At 71.1% G+C, this 16,744-nt stretch carries 18 protein-coding genes; 4 read left to right on the forward strand and 14 right to left on the reverse strand.

The features are described 5' to 3' along the window. Positions 1-55: 55 nt before the first annotated feature. The 10 genes from AC1RN5_RS17710 to AC1RN5_RS17755 all read right to left on the reverse strand — a co-directional run bounded on the left by AC1RN5_RS17710 (position 56) and on the right by AC1RN5_RS17755 (position 9,085). Entirely contained in the window at positions 56-715 is a 660-nt protein-coding gene (locus AC1RN5_RS17710; protein ID WP_493042463.1) for a nicotinate-nucleotide adenylyltransferase, read from the reverse strand. 15 nt (positions 716-730) lie between these two features. Continuing rightward, entirely contained in the window at positions 731-2,290 is a 1,560-nt protein-coding gene (locus tag AC1RN5_RS17715; protein WP_493042466.1) for an aldehyde dehydrogenase family protein, read from the reverse strand. 69 nt (positions 2,291-2,359) lie between these two features. Further along, entirely contained in the window at positions 2,360-3,499 is a 1,140-nt protein-coding gene (gene proB, locus AC1RN5_RS17720; protein ID WP_493042468.1) for a glutamate 5-kinase, read from the reverse strand. Then, complete coding sequence (gene obgE / locus AC1RN5_RS17725) at positions 3,496-4,542, reverse strand: GTPase ObgE (protein WP_493042470.1); 1,047 nt, start codon at positions 4,540-4,542, stop codon at positions 3,496-3,498. The genes proB and obgE overlap by 4 nt, the downstream gene beginning before the upstream one ends. Continuing rightward, positions 4,539-5,111, reverse strand: coding sequence for a biotin transporter BioY (locus tag AC1RN5_RS17730; protein WP_493042471.1), 573 nt, complete (start codon positions 5,109-5,111; stop codon positions 4,539-4,541). The genes obgE and AC1RN5_RS17730 overlap by 4 nt, the downstream gene beginning before the upstream one ends. Before the next feature lie 54 nt (positions 5,112-5,165). Further along, positions 5,166-5,696: a GNAT family N-acetyltransferase gene (locus AC1RN5_RS17735; protein WP_493042472.1), complete on the reverse strand. Its 531-nt coding sequence runs from the start codon at positions 5,694-5,696 to the stop codon at positions 5,166-5,168. Between the two features lie 138 nt (positions 5,697-5,834). Further along, a complete protein-coding gene (gene rpmA, locus AC1RN5_RS17740) occupies positions 5,835-6,104 on the reverse strand; it encodes a 50S ribosomal protein L27 (protein ID WP_421933978.1) in 270 nt (89 codons plus the stop codon). A gap of 32 nt (positions 6,105-6,136) precedes the next feature. Then, positions 6,137-6,712: a 50S ribosomal protein L21 gene (gene rplU, locus AC1RN5_RS17745; protein ID WP_421933979.1), complete on the reverse strand. Its 576-nt coding sequence runs from the start codon at positions 6,710-6,712 to the stop codon at positions 6,137-6,139. A gap of 114 nt (positions 6,713-6,826) precedes the next feature. Beyond that, positions 6,827-8,116, reverse strand: coding sequence for a serine hydrolase (locus AC1RN5_RS17750; protein ID WP_493042476.1), 1,290 nt, complete (start codon positions 8,114-8,116; stop codon positions 6,827-6,829). Between the two features lie 78 nt (positions 8,117-8,194). Then, a complete protein-coding gene (locus tag AC1RN5_RS17755) occupies positions 8,195-9,085 on the reverse strand; it encodes a cation diffusion facilitator family transporter (RefSeq protein WP_493042477.1) in 891 nt (296 codons plus the stop codon). A gap of 151 nt (positions 9,086-9,236) precedes the next feature. On the opposite strand from AC1RN5_RS17755, the gene AC1RN5_RS17760 reads away from it, so the two are divergent. Further along, positions 9,237-10,313: a CobW family GTP-binding protein gene (locus AC1RN5_RS17760; protein ID WP_493042479.1), complete on the forward strand. Its 1,077-nt coding sequence runs from the start codon at positions 9,237-9,239 to the stop codon at positions 10,311-10,313. A 189-nt stretch (positions 10,314-10,502) separates the two neighbouring features. Here the strand turns inward: AC1RN5_RS17760 and AC1RN5_RS17765 are convergent, their stop codons facing one another. Further along, the gene (locus AC1RN5_RS17765; protein WP_421933983.1) at positions 10,503-10,931 is read right to left on the reverse strand and encodes a biopolymer transporter ExbD; all 429 of its coding nucleotides are present in this window, start codon (positions 10,929-10,931) and stop codon (positions 10,503-10,505) included. Between the two features lie 207 nt (positions 10,932-11,138). On the opposite strand from AC1RN5_RS17765, the gene AC1RN5_RS17770 reads away from it, so the two are divergent. Beyond that, entirely contained in the window at positions 11,139-12,107 is a 969-nt protein-coding gene (locus tag AC1RN5_RS17770; protein ID WP_493042481.1) for a WD40 repeat domain-containing protein, read from the forward strand. 8 nt (positions 12,108-12,115) lie between these two features. Here the strand turns inward: AC1RN5_RS17770 and AC1RN5_RS17775 are convergent, their stop codons facing one another. Then, on the reverse strand, positions 12,116-12,778 hold the full coding sequence (locus tag AC1RN5_RS17775; protein ID WP_493042483.1) for a nitroreductase: 663 nt from the start codon (positions 12,776-12,778) through the stop codon (positions 12,116-12,118). Between the two features lie 243 nt (positions 12,779-13,021). Between AC1RN5_RS17775 and mtgA the strand changes: the two genes are divergently transcribed. After that, positions 13,022-13,735, forward strand: coding sequence for a monofunctional biosynthetic peptidoglycan transglycosylase (gene mtgA, locus AC1RN5_RS17780; protein ID WP_493043008.1), 714 nt, complete (start codon positions 13,022-13,024; stop codon positions 13,733-13,735). A gap of 64 nt (positions 13,736-13,799) precedes the next feature. Next, positions 13,800-14,912 carry an alanine dehydrogenase gene (gene ald / locus AC1RN5_RS17785; protein ID WP_493042485.1) on the forward strand — a complete coding sequence of 371 codons (1,113 nt, stop codon included), beginning with the start codon at positions 13,800-13,802 and terminating at the stop codon, positions 14,910-14,912. A gap of 164 nt (positions 14,913-15,076) precedes the next feature. Here the strand turns inward: ald and AC1RN5_RS17790 are convergent, their stop codons facing one another. Then, positions 15,077-15,784, reverse strand: coding sequence for a glycosyltransferase family protein (locus AC1RN5_RS17790; protein ID WP_493042486.1), 708 nt, complete (start codon positions 15,782-15,784; stop codon positions 15,077-15,079). A 36-nt stretch (positions 15,785-15,820) separates the two neighbouring features. Next, entirely contained in the window at positions 15,821-16,693 is an 873-nt protein-coding gene (locus AC1RN5_RS17795; protein WP_493042488.1) for a bifunctional regulator KidO, read from the reverse strand. Positions 16,694-16,744 lie beyond the last annotated feature (51 nt).

The following is a 16,744-nucleotide window of genomic DNA, read 5'->3' on the forward strand; positions in this document are numbered from 1 at the left end:
CTCGCTAAAAGGCCTCATATCATGATTGCGGGGGCAGGGGCAGTCCCGCGTGTCATCACGATCTTGAGCCGCCCATCCGCTCGCGCAGGGCGGTGGAGGAGAGGAAGTTCAGGGGCCCGGTGAGGAAGACCCAGCGGGGCGGCTTGGTCCCGGCCAGGATCGGCGCCTGGCTGGCGGGACGGCGGGCGTGGGCGAACCGGCGGGCGGCCGGCGAGAAGCGGCTTTTCAGCGAGATCCAGGGTCGCGAGACCACCGCCACCGGCGCCCCGCCCATGATCTGGGTCCAGCCGCGCCAGCGATGGAAGCTGGCCAGGCTGTCGGCCCCCATGATCCAGACGAACTTCACGCCGGGGAAGCGGGCCTTGAGCACCCGCAGGGTGTCGATGGTGTAGGTCGAGCCGATGGCGGTCTCGGCGTCGGAGACGATCATGGCCCGGCCGCGGGCCACCCTGCGCACGCCGGCCATGCGCTCGGCGAGGCTGGCGGTCTCGTGCGAGGACTTCAGCGGATTCTGTGGTGAGACCAGCCAGATCACCCGGTCCAGCTTCAGCCGCTTGCGGGCGGTCTCGGCCACGTGGGCGTGGCCCTGGTGGACCGGATTGAACGAGCCCCCATAGAGTCCGACCCGCATCCCGCGCGTGAGCGTGAAGCCCAGGCGCAGGGTGGCGGGGCGGCCGGCCTCAGGGACGCGCCGGGCGGGTCCCGCGAACCACATGGTCTCTGTTCCGGATCAAAACCGCTTGCCCGTGTCGGGGTTGCGGTCGAGGTTGAGGTCGGTCTGGCGGACCCGGGCGCGGACGGTGAAGACCCCGTCCCCGGCCAGGACCCCGCCGCGGGCGAACAGGCGGCCATGCTCCCAGTTGGAGAGGCCGAGCTCGGGGCGGTTCAGGGCGTACTGGCCGTCCACCCAGCGGGTGAAGCCGTCCCCGGTGAAGGGGGCGTCGATGGCGGCGTAGAAGCGGTCCTGGGCCTCGGCGTCCTCGGAGATCAGGCTGGCGGCGAAGCGGGGGCTGTGGCGGTTGAAGAGGTCCACGGCCTCCTCGACGCTGTCCACCACCAGGAGGGTGACCTCCGGGGTTTCCTCCCATTCCCACTCGCGGCCGAGGTCGGCCAGGGGAAGCGGCTCCACCAGGGGCTCCTCGCGGTCGCCCTGGGCGCGGGCGACGGTGACCCGGGCCTCGCGCCAGGCGGCGGGGATGTAGGCTTCCGAGCCCTCCGCCACGTGCAGCTTGGCGCCGCGGCGGCGCTGGCCGGCGGCCTCCAGGGCGCGCAGGAAGACCGGGACCAGCTCGCCCGCCCGCTCCCGGACGATGGCGCAGACGTTGAGGGTGTTGCAGACCTTGCGGTCCAGGGAGTGGTAGGCGGCCGCCTCGAAGCGGGCGGGGTCGGCGGCGGGGCCGGCCACCATCCAGGCGCCCCCCGTGCCGTGCAGGCTGACCGGGGTTCCGGCCTGGCGGGCGATGGCGCCGAGCTGGGCCACGGCGGGGCCGGAGCCGCGGGCCACGGCCAGGGCCAGGCGGGGATCGGAGAACATGGCCCAACCGGCGGCATGCTCGGCGTTGTCCACCAGGGCCGCGGCGCCCTTGGGCAGGCCGGCGGCGGCCAGCGCCGGATCCAGGGCGTGCTCGACGATGGCGCGCGCGGTGCCGAGCGCGTCGGAGCCGATGCGGAAGACCACGGTGTTGCCGGTGCGCAGGACGCCGGTGGCGTCGGCGAAGACATTGGGGCGGCCCTCGAAGACGAAGCCCACGACACCGAGCGGCGCCATGACCTGCTCGACGCTCCAGCCCTCATGGGCGACGGTCTCCAGCACCCGGCCGCGGGCGGCAGGCGCGTCGCGCCAGGCCTGGAGGCCCGCGATCATGTCGGCCCGCAGGCCGGGGCTGACGGCCAGGCGGGTGGTGGAGCGGCCGCGGGCCTGGGCGCGGGCGACGTCGGCGGCGTTGGCCTGGGCGATGGCGGCCCAGATCGTGTCGTCGGCGAGGTTGGCGGCGAAGGCCTCGAAGAAGGCGGTGATGGCCGCGTCGCCGACGGCGCCCATCTGCTGGAAGGCGGTCGCGGCGCGGCCGACGGCGGCCTCGGCGATGGCCTGGACGGCGGCCGGCACGTGCAGCAGGTCGCCGCTATCCTGCACCACCACCAGCCGGTCGCCGGGGCGGAAGGCCTGGGCGAGGGTCTCGGAGACATAGGCCACGCGGTCGCCGCCATAGGGGATGGCCATGCCCGGCGCGAGCGCGGTCAGCCGGCCTGTCGCCGCCTCCGCCCTGCCTGTCGCCGCCCCGTCGTCCACGTCGCCTCCCATATGCTCAGGATGAGCCTTAGTAAGCACCTTTGGCAGAGGCGGCAATTGAACCTGAGCCTAGTCGGCGGTCGCCTCGGCCGGGGCGTGGCCCAGGGCCAGGTCGTCGGCGTGGATCACCGGGCCGGAGGTGTAGCCCAGGGCGGCCTCGATGGCGTCGGACTTCAGGCCCAGGATGGCGAGCGCATCGGCGCTGTCGTAGCGGGTCAGGCCGCGGCCGATCTCCCGGCCGGCCTGGTCGCGGACGATGACCGCCTCGCCCTTCTCGAACCGGCCCTCGACGTCCCGCAGGCCGGCGGCCAGAAGGCTCTTGCCGGTGGAGAGCGCCCGGGCGGCGCCGGAGTCCACCACCAGGGTCCCGGCCGGGGCCAGGGTCCCGGAGATCCAGGCCTTGTAGGCGGCCTTGGCGCTCAGGGCGGGTTCGATGACGGTGGCCGGTTCGCCGGCCTCGAGGGCGGCCAGGGGCGAGGGACGGCGGCCCAGGGTGATGACGGTGGCGCAGCCGGCCGACTGGGCCATGCGGGCCGCGGCGATCTTGGTGGCCATGCCCCCGGTGCCGACCCCGGCGCTGGCGTTGGCGCCCCCGGCCATGGCCTCGATCTCGGGGGTCAGGTGGGTGATGCGGGCGAGATGCTTGGCGCTCGGATCGCGGCGGGGATCGGCGGTGTAGAGGCCGTCGATGTCCGACAGCAGCACCAGGACGTCGGCGCCGATCATCTGGGCCACCCGGGCGGCCAGGCGGTCGTTGTCGCCGTAGCGGATCTCCTCGGTGACCACGGTGTCGTTCTCGTTGACGACCGGCACCACCCCCAGGTCCAGCAGGGTCTCGACGGTGGCGCGCGCATTGAGCCAGCGGTGGCGGACCTCGGTGTCGTCGCGGGTCAGCAGCACCTGGGCGGCGGCGATGTCGTGGGGCTCGAGGGCCTCTTCCCAGGCCCGCATCAGGGCCGACTGGCCGGCGGCGGCGGCGGCCTGCTTCTCGGGCAGGGTCAGCGACCGCTTGGCCAGCATCAGCCGGCGGCGGCCGAGCGCCACGGCGCCGGAGGAGACCACCAGCACCTGCTGGCCCCGGGCCCGCATACGGGCCACGTCGGCGGCGAAGGCGGCCAGCCACAGGCTGTCGGCGGTTCCGCCCTCGCCCACCAGCAGGGCCGAGCCGACCTTGACGACGACCCGGCGGGCCCGCTCGATCCCGCTCACGGCTTCCAGCCCACTTCGTCCTCGCCGCCCTTGCCGACCGCGGCGGCGACCTTGCGGTCGCGCACCAGGGCGTAGGCCTCGCGCAGGATCTCGACGACCCCCTTGCCGGAGACCGCCGAGACCAGGCGGACCGGCACGCCGGCGGCCTCGGACAGGGCCTCGCGCTGCATCTCCACGGTGCTCTCGTCCAGGGCGTCGATCTTGTTCAGCGCCAGGATCTCGGTCTTGTCGCCGAGCTCCTCGCCATAGGCCTCCAGCTCGTGGCGCACGGTGGTCCAGGCCTCGACGACGTCGGTCTGGGTGGCGTCCACCAGGTGGATCAGGACGGCGGTGCGCTCCACGTGGCCCAGGAAGCGGACGCCGAGGCCCGCGCCCTCCGAGGCGCCCTCGATCAGGCCGGGGATGTCGGCCAGGACGAAGCGCTCGTTGGGGGAGAGGTCGACGATGCCGAGATTGGGATGGATGGTGGTGAAGGGATAGTCGGCGATCTTCGGCTTGGCGGCGCTGGCGGCGGCCAGGAAGGTGGACTTGCCGGCGTTGGGCAGGCCCACCAGGCCGACGTCGGCGATCAGCTTCAGCCGCAGCCAGATCCAGAGCTCCTCGCCCTCCTGGCCGGGATTGGCGTGATAGGGCGCCTGGTTGATGGAACTCTTGAAGCGGTCATTGCCCCAACCGCCGTTGCCGCCCTTGGCCAGCAGGAAGCGCTGGCCGGGCGTGTCCAGGTCGACGATCAGGGTCTCCTTGTCCTCGGCCAGCACCTGGGTGCCGACGGGGACCTTCATGACGATGTCGGCGCCGGCCGCCCCGTGGCGGTTGCGGCCCATGCCGTGGGTGCCGGTCTCGGCCTTGAAGTGCTGGCTGTAGCGGAAGTCGATCAGGGTGTTGAGGCCGTCCTGGGCCTCGATCCAGACGTCGCCGCCGCGGCCGCCGTCGCCGCCGTCGGGGCCGCCGTACTCGATGTACTTCTCCCGCCGGAAGGACACGGCGCCGCCGCCTCCGTTGCCGGAGCGGACATAGACCTTGCACTGGTCGAGGAACTTCATGTCGTCAGGATCCGATCGCCCGCGAGTTTCACGGTCGCGACCGCCAATATGGTTTTCAAAAGCGCGCCCGCAAGGAAGGGCGCCACGCCGCCGGCGAAGGCGGCCTCGGCCCCCAGGCCGACGGACAGCCAGGCGAAGCCCAGCAGCAGGATGAGGGCGTGGGCGGCCAGGAAGCTCAGGGTGAGGTTCCCCCAGCCCCGCCCGCCGGGCCGCGCGGCCCGCCAGCCCACCAGGCCCGCCGCGATCGCGAAGCCCACGAGGTAGCCGGCGGTGGGGCCGACGAAGGGGGCAAGGCCGCTCGCCCCGTCCGCCAGCAGCGGCAGGCCCATGGCCGCCTGGGCCAGCCAGACGAAGACGATCTCAAGAGCCAGCCTGGGCCCCGACAATCCGGCGATGACCAGCAGGGCGTAGGTCTGCAGGGTCATGGGCACGGGGACCATCGGGACCTCGGCCCAGGAGGACGCGGCCAGCAGCCAGCTTCCCGCCAGCACAGCCCCCACGCGCCACGCCAAGGGCCGCCCTGCGAGCAGGGCGTCCAGGGGCGCTTTGACGGTGGCGGCGGCGGTCAATCTTCGTATCCAAGTGAAGTGCGGCGCCCGCCATAGCACGCGAGCGCCGCAAACTCACGCCAGCCAGACCATCATCCGCGCGGGGACGGCCTCGCCGCGGGCGGCGGAGGGGGAGAGCTTGACCTCCCCGGTGTAGAGGAAGCCGCTCTTGCAGAGCACCGAGGCCGAGGCCGGGTTGTCGGAGAAGTGGCGCGCCAGGACGTAGCGCCGCTTCCAGTCCTTGTGGGCCCAGACCAGGGCCCCCTTGGCGGCCTCGGTGGCGAAGCCGCAGCCCCAGAAGGGCCGGCCGATCCAGCAGCCCATCTCGGTGCGCCCGTTCTCGCTGGCGAAGCCCAGCTGCCCGATCGGCCCCTGCTCGGGATGGTCGATGACGAACATGGCCAGGGCCTGGGGATCGGCGTCGCTCGCCTGGGAAAGGCAGGCCTCGGCGTCCTCCAGCCCGTAGGGATGGGGGATGGACGGGGTCATGCGGGCCAGCTCCCGGTCGTTGAGCAGCTTGGCCACGCGGGGCGCGTCGGCGAGGCGGGGCCTGCGCAGCCGCAGGCGTTGCGTCTCGATGACGGGTTCGATCTGGATGGAGCACATCTTGAACCTCCCGGGTCCTCTGACGGGACCCCTGAAACAGAAAAAGCGGGAGCCCGGCGTTCCGGACTCCCGCTTTTCGGGATTCTGTCCGGTCCGCCTGACTGATCGTCTGGCGGACCCGGAGAAGGTGGGTTCGCCCTAGCTGGCGTTGGCCTCGGCGGCCACCACGTTCACGTAGGTGCGGTCGTCGCGCTTGGTGACGAACTGCACCGCGCCGTCGGCGGTGGCGAAGAGGGTATGGTCACGGCCCATGCCGACGTTCACGCCGGCGAAGAACTTGGTGCCGCGCTGACGGATGATGATGTTGCCGCCGACGACGGATTCGCCGCCGAACTTCTTGACGCCGAGACGACGGCCGGCCGAGTCGCGGCCGTTGCGGGAAGAACCGCCAGATTTCTTGTGAGCCATTGTGGTCTCCTAAACTTGTCTTGATCCGGCGCTTATTCGGCGTCGGGCTTCTTGGCGGCGGCCTTCTTCGGCGCGGCGGGCTTCTTGGCGGCGGCTTCAGCCTTGGGCGCGGCGGCCTTCGGAGCAGCAGCAGCCTTCGGCGCGGCGGCCTTCTTGGCGGCGGGGGCGGCGGCCTTTTCGCCGGCGAGGGCGGCCTTGGCGGTCGCGGCCTCTTCCAGCTTCAGGTTCCGGGCGCGGGCGTTGAGGACCGCCTTGGTGGTCATGTCCACCACGCCGTCCCAGTTCTCGGTCTTGCCGGCGCCGGCCACCGAGGTGACGCGCAGGACGCTCTCGTGCTGGCGATGGCCGCGGGTGCGGCGATAGCCCTGACGACGGCGCTTCTTGAAGATCTTCACCTTCAGGCCCTTGCGGGTCTCGATCAGGGTGGCGCTCACGCTGGCGCCTTCCACGATCGGGGCGCCCAGGGTGATGGTCTCGCCATCGCCGAGCATCAGGACGTCGCCGAAGGCCACGTTGGCGCCCGGCTCACCTTCAAGCTTTTCGACGACGAGAAGGTCGCCCGCCTGAACCCGGTACTGCTTACCGCCGGTTTTGATCACCGCGTACATCGTTCGCGCCTTGAGACTTTAGCAAAAAAGGATCACGCCCGTGGGGAGCCCCGCGTGCGAAGGCGCGGACTTATACAGACGACCCCCGCCAAGTCAACGGAAGGCGCTGCGGATTCAGTGGCCTCCGGACGACTCGCCCGGGCGCAGGCTCGCCAGGGTCCGCCGGTCGTTGGCGCGCTCGCTCTCCCAGTTGCTCACCACGGCCTTGGAGACCTGCTGCATGAAGGCCAGGCGGGCGCCCACCGGCTTGGTGGTGCGCTTCATCAGGACCACCACCGCATAGGAGCGGCCGTCGGGGGCGGTGAGGACGGCGACGTCGTTGATGCCGATGGAGCCGCCCCGCCAGTCCTGGCCGGTGCCGGTCTTGTGGGCGATGGTCCAGCCGGCCGGCAGGCCGCCCTTCAGCCGCCGCGGGCCGGTGCGGGCCTCCGACATGGTGGAGAGGAAGGTCTCGGTGGCCTCCGGCGACAGCAGCTCGCCGCGCTTGAGCACCACCAGGGCCTGGGCCAGGCCCGCCGGGGTGGCGCCGTCCAGGGGATTGTCCAGATAGGCGTCCATGGCCGCGTCGCGCACGGCGTCGGGCAGGCGCGAGCGGGCCTCCTTGAAATTGCCGCCGATCCCCAGCTCCGGGCTCCAGGTGAGACCGGCGATCTTGGCCTGCAGGTTCTTCTCGTCGGCGCCCATGCGGATGCCGGTGAGGTTCTTGCGGGCCAGCATGTCGGCCACGGCGTCCACCCCGCCCACCTGCTGCAGCAGCTTGTCGTTGGCGGCGTTGTCGCTCTCGATCAGGGCCCGGCGCACCAGGTCGCGCAGGGTGGTGGCGTAGCCGGTGGCGCCGATCTTGTGGGAGATGGGCTGGAAGAAGACGCTGCGGTCCTGGGGTCCGAGGATCACCGCCTGGTCCAGGCTGAGCTTGCCCTGGTCCTGGGCGTCCATGGCGGTCATGGCCACCCAGAGCTTGGAGACGCTCTGCTGGGGGAAGGCGTCGTCGCCGGCCACCTGGGCCATCCAGCCCTCGCTGCAGTCGGCCACCGCGATGCCCACCTTCTCGCGGTAGCCGGCGGCCAGGTCGTCCAGGCGCTTCTGCAGGGCGGGCGGCGGCGGGCCGGGGGGCGGACGCGGCTTGAGATGGGGCCGGGGGGCGGGGGCTCCGGCGGCCAGGATGGTGGGCTTGGCGGCCTTGGGCGGGGTTCCGGTGGCGACATAGACGCCGCCCAGGATGCTGAGCCCGGCGATCACCGCCAGGGCCGAGGCCGGCCGCCAGCGGGCGGCGCAGAAGGTCGTGGCGTCGGCGACGAAGCTCCGGCTGAGCCGGGGCAGGTCGGCGGTGGCGTCCTCCAGGGCCGTCCAGCCGCGCAGGGTGGCGACCAGCAGGTCGACGCCGAGGTCCGCCGCCCCCTCCACGGAGCGTCGCGTCCAAGCCCGCAACTGCTCAAGCCCTTGATTCATCAGACCTTGAAAACGCCGATCCGCCCGCTTCGGTCAAGCGGCCGTGTGGTCGCGGACCTCCACAGTTACGTGACTGAGGCCCGCCAGGCCCGCCAGGCGGGCGCGATAGGCCTGGGGCGCCTGCGGGGTGGCCGTGGCGATGACGATGATGGCCGCGTGGTGGCCGGGCCCCAGGCGCCAGAGGTGCAGGTCCAGCACGCGCTCGCCCGCCCCCTCCAGCCGGCCGCGGATCTCGGCGGTCAGTTCGGGGCTGGGATTGACGTCCAGCAGGACCGCGCCGGTGCGGCTGAGCAGGCGCCAGGCGAAGTGGGCCAGCAGGCCCGCCCCCACCAGGGCGGCCACGGGGTCGGTCCAGCCCCAGCCGAGATAGCGGCCGGCGGCCAGGCCCACGATGGCCAGGGCGGAAATCACCGCGTCGCCGGCCAGGTGCAGGTGGGCGGCCGAGAGGTTGAGGTCGCCGTCCCGGTCGTGGGCGTGGGCGAGGGGGGGCTTCAGCAGCCAGACGCAGACCAGGTTGATGGCGAGCGCCGCCCCGGCCAGCACCAGGGCGCCGTCATACTCAACCGCCTCCGGGGCCAGCAGCCGGCCGACGCTTTCGAGGGCGATCAGCAGGGCGGTGACGCCGAGCACCGCGGCGTTGGCGAAGCCGGCCAGGTAGCCCAGCTTCCCCGTGCCGAAGGCGAAGCGGGGATCGGCGGAATAGGTGCGGGCGACGGCGTAGGCGATGGCCGCCACCAGCAGGGCGGCCACGTGGGCGGCCATGTGCAGCCCGTTGGCCACCAGGGCCATGGAGTGGAAGAGCAGGCCGCCGGTGATCTGGGCCGCCAGGGTCGCCAGGCAGATGGCCGCCACGATCCAGGTGCGCCGCTCGTTGCGGGCGTGGTCGGCGCCCAGATAGATCCGGTCGCCCCGGAAGGCGTCCATCGGCTCCTGAGCGCGGGGTTCGGCGGCGGTCACGGTCACCTATATAAAGAGAGGGCGGGCGGCGGTTGGAGAAATGTTATTCTATAACACCTGACCCAGGTCAAGCGATCGAACGCCGCAGCCTGTTCCATCGGGCCCCGACAATGACTAGATGAGCGTCATGAACGCCAAGACCCCCGTCACCGTCCTCACCGGCTATCTCGGCGCCGGCAAGACCACCCTGCTCAACCGCATCCTCACCGAGGACCACGGCAAGCGCTACGCCGTGATCGTCAACGAGTTCGGCGAGGTGGGCATCGACAACGAACTGATCGTCGGCGCCGACGAGGAAGTGTTCGAGATGAACAACGGCTGCGTCTGCTGCACGGTGCGCGGCGACCTGATCCGGGTGCTCTCGGGCTTGATGAAGCGCAAGGGCGGCTTCGACGCCATCATCGTGGAAACCACGGGCCTGGCCGATCCCGGCCCGGTGGCCCAGACCTTCTTCGTGGACGACGACGTCAAGGCCAAGACCCAGCTCGACAGCGTCACCACCGTGGTGGACGCCAAGCACCTGCCCCTGCGCCTGGCCGACTCCAAGGAGGCCGTCGAGCAGATCGCCTTCGCCGACCAGATCGTGCTCAACAAGACCGACCTGGTGACCCCGGAGGAACTGAAGGCCGTGGAGGCCGTCATCCGCCGGATCAATCCGCTGGCCCCCATCCACCGGGCCCAGCGCTCCAACGTGCCGCTCGAGGCCATCCTCGGCCGCGGCGGCTTCGACCTGGCCCGCATCACCGACATTTCGCCCGAGTTCCTGAACCCCGCGCACGGCGAAGAAGGCCATGTGCACGACGAGGACTGCGACCATGATCACGACCATCATCACGATCACGACCATTCTCACCACGATCACGGCCACGATCATCCGCACGAGGACCATGCGGCCGCGGCCGGTATCCGTGGAATCTCGCTGACCCTGCGCAAGCCGATCCATGGGGTGCGGGTCACCAACTGGCTCAACCAGCTGCTGGCCGACCAGGGCCCCGACATCCTGCGGGCCAAGGGCATACTGGACGTGGCCGGCGAGGAGCGCCGGCTGGTGTTCCAGGCGGTGCACATGATCCTGGAGGGCGACTTCCAGCGCGACTGGAAACCCGAGGAGGACCGCTTCAGCCGCATGGTCTTCATCGGCCGCAACCTCGACGAGGCGGCCCTGAAGGCCGGCTTCGAGGCCTGCGCGGCTTAGGAAGGAATCTCCCTCCCCTTCATGGGGAGGGGCAGGCCGCGACAGCGGCCGGGGTGGGAGCGTGCGGTCTGCATTCCCCACCCGTCCGGCGTTCCGCCGTCCACCCTCCCCATGAAGGGGAGGGAGCAGAAACGAAAAAGCCCGCCCGGGTTTCCCTGGGCGGGCTTTTCCGTATCGGGTTCGAAGGGCCTAGAGCTCTTCGTTGATCAGGGCGACCTGGAAGTAGCCGTTGCCCTGCAGGGTGTTCATCACCGACATGAACTCGCCGTAGCGCACCGTGCGGTCGGCGCGGATATAGACGCGCTCTTCCGTCGGATTGGGCTTGTTCAGCTTGCGGGCCAGGTCGGCCGGCAGGGTGTCGAGGGTGGTGGGCTGGTCGCCGATATAGAGGCCGGCTTCCTGGATGTTGATCAGGGTCGGCTCTTCGACCTTCGTGCCCGGGGGCGGCGGGATCGCCGGCGGCAGGTCGAGCTTGATCGACACCGTGGCGGCGGGGATCGACACCATGAAGATAATGAGGAGCACCAGCATCACGTCCACGAAGGGCGTGACGTTGATCTCGCTGTTTTGGCCGAGGTCGAACTTGCCGCCGCCCCCGCCGCCCAGCTTCGCACCCATATGCAATTCCTTCCCTAGGGGCGCGCAACACGTGGCGCCCGTCTACAGTCCGGACACCCTTCGCCAATCAAATCGGGATTGTAAAGCCCGAACCGGCTCCCGCGGCCGGCCAAGTCGGGGGCCTGCCCGCCAGCCTCCCCCCAAAGGCGAAATTTCCGGGCAGGCGGCGCCTCGCCAAGACCGGTGTTAGGCGTCTAAGACGCGGGCATGACCTTCTCCTTCGACGCCTATGTCACCGCCGCCCTCTTCGACCGCAACGGCCGGGCCTGTTTCGCGCTTGGCGACGGCACGGTCCGATTCGAGGACGGGGCCACCGCCCAGGCCCACAAGGGCGTGGCCCTGTCGGCCTGCGCCCATCCCAGCGGCGAGGGCGTGATCACCGGCGGCGACGACGGGGTCGTGGCCTGGTCGCGGGGCGAGACCGTGAGCGAGATCGCCAAGGTTCCCGGCCGCTGGATCGAATCGGTGGCCGCCAGCCCGGACTCCAAGCTGATCGCCTTCGCCGCCGGCAAGGAGCTGCACGTCCGCGACTCTACCGATCCGGCCTTCTCGCGGGTCTTCGTCCACGAAAAGTCGGTGGCCGATGTCGCCTTCGACCCCAAGGGGCGGCGGATCGCCACGGCCACCTATAACGGCGCCTGGCTCTGGTACGCCCGCATCGCCGAGCAGAAGCCGATGGTGCTGAAGTGGGCGGGCAGCCACGTGGCCCTGGCCTGGAGCCCGGACGGCAAGTTCCTGATGAGCTCGATGCAGGAGAACCAGCTGCACGGCTGGCGGGTGGCCGACGAGAAGAACCTGAAGATGGGCGGCTATCCGGCCAAGGTGAAGAGCCTGGCCTTCCTCTACAAGGGCCAGATGCTGGCCACCTCGGGCGCCAACGGGGCGGTGATCTGGCCGTTCTCCGGCTCGGCCGGGCCCCTGGGCAAGCAGGCCGCCGAGATCGGCTTCGACGAATCGGCCATGGTCAACCGCGTCGCCGCCACCCCGGTGGGCAACCGCGTGGCCGCCGGCCTCGACGACGGCCGGGTCTGGGTCTGCGACCTCACCGACCAGAGGATCGACATGCTGAAGGCCGAGAAGGGCCCGCCGATCTCGGCGCTCGCCATGACCCCGGACGGCAAGCGGATCGCCTGGGGGGACGAGGAAGGCGGGGCCGGGGTGTTCGAGGTGGCGTAACGGCGGCCCTACTCGAAGCCCTTCAGCTCCCCCCAGACCTCGAAGGGATCGCGCGCCGAGCGCAGGGTGTTGATGGGCGCGCTCTCGTCGCGCCAGCCGAGCGCCATGCCGGAGAACAGCATGTGGTCCTCGGGCAGGCCCACGGCCTGGGCGACCGTCTGGGGATAGCGGGCCCAGTATTCCTGGGCGCAGGTGTCCAGGCCCCGCTCGACCGCCAGCAGCATCACCGTCTGCATGTACATGCCCAGGTCCGACCACTGGGGCGGGCCCAGCTTGCGGTCGAGGCAGAAGAACAGGCCCACCGGGGCGCCGAAGAACTCGCCGTTCTTGGCCAGCTGCCGCAGGCGGGCGGGCTTGTCCTCCCGCGGGATGCCGATGGCGGCGTAGAGGTCTTCGCCGTTCTGGAACCTGCGCGTGCGGAAGGGGTCCCACAGGTTCGGGGGATAGACGTCGTATTCCGGGGTCTCGCCGAAGGGATTGGCCGCCACCTTGGCCTTCAGGTCGGCCAGGGGCTGGCCCGCCAGGGCGTAGACCCGCCAGGGCTGCAGGTTGCCGCCGGAGGGGGCGCGGGCGGCGGCCTCCAGGATCTCGCGCACCACCGCGCCCGAGGGCGCCTCGGGCTTGAAGGCGCGGATGGAGATTCGCCGGGCGACGGCCTGCGTGACGTTCATGACCTCTCCTCAGGTGCGGCGGCTTGACCGGTTGCGTCGCATCGCTAGCACTGGCCCCTTAGGTCAAGGCAAGGGTTCTCGACTTTGAGCGACACCAACGCGTCTTCCGACAAGGACGAGGGCCTCCGGCTCAATCCCCAGACCGACAGCGGCTGGGAGGGCCTGGCCAAGTCCTGGGACGACCTCTCGCTCCAGGCGCCCGAGGCCAGGGCCGACGACCGCGGCGACGCCCCGCCCCTTGAGATTCCCCAGGACCCCACCCGGCGGCGGCCGCTCTGGCGCCGCGTGGGCCGGGTCCTGGTGGTGCTGTTCCTGGTGTTCGGTCTGATCGGCCCGATCCTGGTGACCGCCGCCTACCGGGTGATTCCGCCCCCCATCACCTATCTGATGGTGGAGCGCGCCATCGAGGGCCGCGGCTTCGAGCGCCATTGGCGGCCCCTGGACGAGATCTCGCCCACCCTGGTGCGCGCGGTGATCGCCGCCGAGGACGCCAAGTTCTGCAGCCATCGCGGCTTCGACTTCGCCGCCATGGAGAAGGCCCTGGCCCACAACGAGCGCTCCAAGCGGGTGCGCGGCGGCTCCACCATCAGCCAGCAGACCGCCAAGAACATCTTCCTGTGGCCCGACCGCTCCTATGCGCGCAAAGGCTTGGAGGCCTATTTCACGGTCCTGATCGAGGCCCTGTGGGGCAAGCGGCGGATCATGGAGGTCTATCTCAACAGCGTCGAATGGGGTCCGGGGGTCTATGGCGCCGAGGCCGCCTCCCTGAAGAACTTCGGCGTCGGCGCCGACAAGCTCACCAACGCCCAGGCCGCCCGGCTGGCGGCCATCCTGCCCAGCCCGCTGAAATGGCGCGCCGCCAAGCCCGGGCCCTATGTGAAGCGCCGCTCGGGCCGCATCGGCAAGGCCGCCGGAACCGTCCGCCGCGAGGGGATGGCCAGCTGCGTTCTGGGTTGACGGAACAAAACTAAACCCTCAACTCCTCCCTCAAGCGAAACAAATTCGCAAAAGGGAGATTGATATGCGCGTTGGCGTGCCTCGCGAGATCAAGGCGGACGAGTACCGGGTGGGCCTGACGCCCACCGCCGTCCGGGAATATGTCGTCCATGGCCACGAGGTGCTGGTGGAGACCGGCGCCGGCCAGGGCGCCGGCTATGCCGACGAGGCCTATGTCCGGGCCGGGGCGAGGATCGCGCCCGACGCCGAGGCGGTCTTCGCCGGCAGCCAGCTGATCATCAAGGTCAAGGAGCCCCAGGCCGTGGAGTGGGCCAGGCTCACCCCCCAGCACATCCTCTTCACCTACCTGCACCTGGCGCCCGACCCGGTCCAGACCGAGGGCCTGCTGGCGTCGGGCGCGGCGGCCATCGCCTATGAGACGGTGACGGACGCCAATGGGGGCCTGCCGCTGCTGGCGCCGATGTCGGAGGTGGCGGGCCGGATCGCGGTCTTCTCGGCCGGCGAGACCCTGCTCAAGCACAATGGCGGCATGGGCCTGCTGCTCTCGGGCGTGCCAGGGGTGCCCCCGGCGCGGATCTGCGTGCTGGGCGGCGGCGTCGTGGGCATGAACGCCGCGCGCATGGCCGCCGGTCTCGGCGCCGAGGTGGTGGTGGTGGAGCGCTCCATCCCGCGCATGCGGGTGCTGGACGACATGTTCCTGGGCCGCATCCTCACCCGCTACTCGACCCTGGACGCGGTTGAGGAGGAGGTGCTGAAGGCCGACGTGGTGATCGGCGCCGTGCTCACCGCCGGGGCCGCGGCCCCGACCCTGGTGCGCCGCGAGCACCTGTCGCGGATGAAGCCGGGCTCGGTGCTGGTGGACGTCTCCATCGACCAGGGCGGCTGTTTCGAAACCTCCAAGCCGACGACCCACGTCCATCCGACCTACACGATCGACGGGGTGGTGCACTATTGCGTGGCCAATATGCCGGGCGCCGCGCCGCGCACCTCCTCGGAGGCCCTGGGCCACGCGACCCTGCCCTTCGGCCTGGCCCTGGCCGATCAGGGGCTCGAGGCCCTGGCGGCCAACCGGCACCTGGCCAAGGGTCTGAACGTGCTCAAGGGCCAGATCACCCACCCGGCGGTGGCGCAGGCGCTCGCCAAGCCCTTCAGCGATCCGTACGGGGCGTGGGCCTAGACGCCGCACGGCGCCCATCAAAGGTGTCATCCCGGAAAGCGCGCAGCGCTTGTCCGGGACCCATATGCGCGGGGCGTGCCGGAGGAATCGGTGCGTCTGGGTCCCGGTCTTCCGCTACGCGGAAACCGGGATGACACTCAGAGTTTGATACTTGGGGGTAGGCGCTAGGCCGCCCAGCGGGCCAGGTCCTGGCGGCCGCCCACCAGGCTCAGCACGTCCTCCATCCCGAAGGCCGGGTCGTCGGCGTGCAGGGCGGCGTAGACCCCGTTGGCGAAGGCCATGTCGGCCGGGGTCTTGACCCGCCAGTCGAGGTGGGACCAGTCGCGGCGGGCCCGGCAGTGGGCCTGGGGGTAGCGCTCGGGGCGGGCGCGGATCTGGGCGAGCGGCGAGGTTCCGGCCGCCGTGGCCTCGTCGGCCTCGTGGGCGGTCTGGGCCAGCGCCTGGGCGGTGACCACCTCCACCTCCAGCCCCAGGGGGAAGGTGCGCTTCACGCGGTTGGAGACATAGGCGGCGCCCGAGGCCAGGGCCAGGCGCACGGTCTCGTCGATGAGGCCGGGGTCGACGAAGGGGCAGTCGCCCTTGATGCGGACCACGTGGCTGACCGGGCCGGCGGCCTCCACGCAGCGCATGAAGCGGCGGCTGAGGTTCTCAGAGGCGCCGCGGAACACGGTCTGGCCGCGGGCCACCAGGAAGCTGGCCATGGGATCGTCGACGGCCTCGTCGCTGGTGGCGACGATCAGCTTGGACAGGCAGCGGGCCTGACGGATGCGTTCCACCTGCCGCAGGATCATGGGTTCTCCCCGCAGGGGGGCCATGGCCTTGCCGGGCAGTCGGGGCGAGGTCATCCGGGCTTGCAGGATGGCGAGGATCATGGCGCGGGCTCCTTTTGAGCCAGGCCGTGGGGGGCGCTAGGCGGCCCTCCAGGCGCGGGGGTCGAGGGCGACCGGGTCGTCGATCGCCATGTCGTCCCAGTCGAGGTCCGGCGGCGGGCTGGAGGCCGCGGCGATCACCGCGTTCAGCTCGGCGGCGGTGGTGACGCCCACCAGGACGGCGGCGGCTTCGGGGCGGGACAGGGCGAAGCCAAGCGCCGCCTGCAGCGGATCGGACCGGCCCTCGGCGATCAGCCGGCGGGCCCGGGAAATCCGGCTGGCGGCTTCCTTCAGGTGGTTGGGGGCCCGGTCGGCGGGCAGGAACAGCAGGCCCGACAGGAAGATCGAGCGCAGGTGCACCTCGATGCCGATGCCGGTGAGGGCCGCCAGCGTCCCGTCGATCAGAAGGCGCTGGTCGAGCAGGGAGGCCGGGGCCTGGATGATGTCGGGACGGAAGCGGCGGGCCACCCCCAGGGGATCGTCGGAGGCGAAGACCGAGACGCCGATCTTGCGGGTCAGCCCCTGGTCCTTCAGGGCCTTCAGCCGGTCCCAGAGGGCCAGGCCGTGGGGGCCGAACAGGTCGGCGGCCGACGGCACCAGGATGGCGTCGGCGGTCTCCACGCCCAGGCGGCGCAGGGTGGCGCGGGCCTCGGCCTCCACGAAGTCGGGGCCGCGGTCGGCGCGGACGGTGGAGATGGAGATCCGGAAGGGGTTGGGCCGGGGCATGATGGTCCCGAGCGCGTCCTCCACCTGGGGCGAACGGCCGGCCACGTCGAAGACCGCCAGCTGGGTCCGGGCGGCGATGTCCAGGATGTCGCGCACCTCGGCCTGAGGCGGGCGCCCGCGCACGGTCGCCTGGTCGAGGGCGAACTGGCCGGAGCCGAGACCGAGCTTGGAAAGCGGAGAAGTCATGAACAACGCTGGTTGCGGACCTGATGAGCCCCCATTTAGGGGGCAAGGCCT

It is taken from the genome of Phenylobacterium sp. GW821-FHT12F10 (assembly GCF_058806695.1).